Source organism: Streptomyces sp. SID12501, assembly GCF_010550245.1.
Classification (GTDB): Bacteria; Actinomycetota; Actinomycetes; order Streptomycetales; family Streptomycetaceae; genus Streptomyces.
On the sequence record NZ_JAAGLU010000171.1, the window covers coordinates 1 to 779 of the forward strand.

A 779-nucleotide genomic window follows, 5' to 3' on the forward strand; every position below is an offset into this window, starting at 1 on the left:
GGTCACCGGTGGCCGCGTCCCGCGCGAGTACATCCCGTCGGTCGACGCCGGCATCCAGAGCGCGATGCAGCTCGGTGTCCTCGCGGGCTACCCGCTCGTGGGCATCAAGGCGATCCTGCTCGACGGTGCCGCGCACGACGTCGACTCCTCGGAGATGGCGTTCAAGATCGCGGGCTCGATGATCCTCAAGGAGGCGGTGCGCAAGGCGGACCCGGCCCTCCTCGAGCCGATCATGGCCGTCGAGGTGCGCACGCCCGAGGACTACATGGGCGACGTCATCGGCGACATCAACTCGCGACGCGGCATGATCCAGTCCATGGAGGACGCGACGGGCGTGAAGGTCATCCGCGCCCAGGTGCCGCTCTCCGAGATGTTCGGGTACGTCGGTGACCTGCGGTCGAAGACCCAGGGTCGTGCCGTCTACTCGATGCAGTTCGACAGCTACGCCGAGGTTCCTCGGAACGTTGCCGACGAGATCATCAAGAAGACCCGGGGCGAGTAGTCCCACAGGTCGACACCCGCAGTACCAGCAACACATCCGACCCGTAGGACCGCACGCCGCGCAGGTACCGTCAGGTGGCTGCCGTCGGGCAATCTCTACCAAGTCCTGAGGAGGACACCCAGTGGGCAAGGCGAAGTTCGAGCGGACCAAGCCGCACGTCAACATCGGGACCATCGGTCACGTCGACCACGGCAAGACGACGCTGACCGCCGCGATCTCGAAGGTGCTGCACGACAAGTACCCGGAGCTGAACCCCTTCACGCCGTTCGACGAGATC

Annotated in this window: 1 protein-coding gene and 1 pseudogene; both read left to right on the forward strand. The window is 65.7% G+C overall.

Annotation, left to right across the window (positions count from 1 at the left end):
* Window positions 1–502, forward strand: a pseudogene (fusA, locus tag G3I71_RS45035) (elongation factor G); the annotation flags it as partial.
* A gap of 121 nt (window positions 503–623) precedes the next feature.
* Window positions 624–779 (forward strand): GTP-binding protein (locus G3I71_RS45040; protein ID WP_343243283.1); only part of this gene is annotated, 156 nt, incomplete at its 3' end.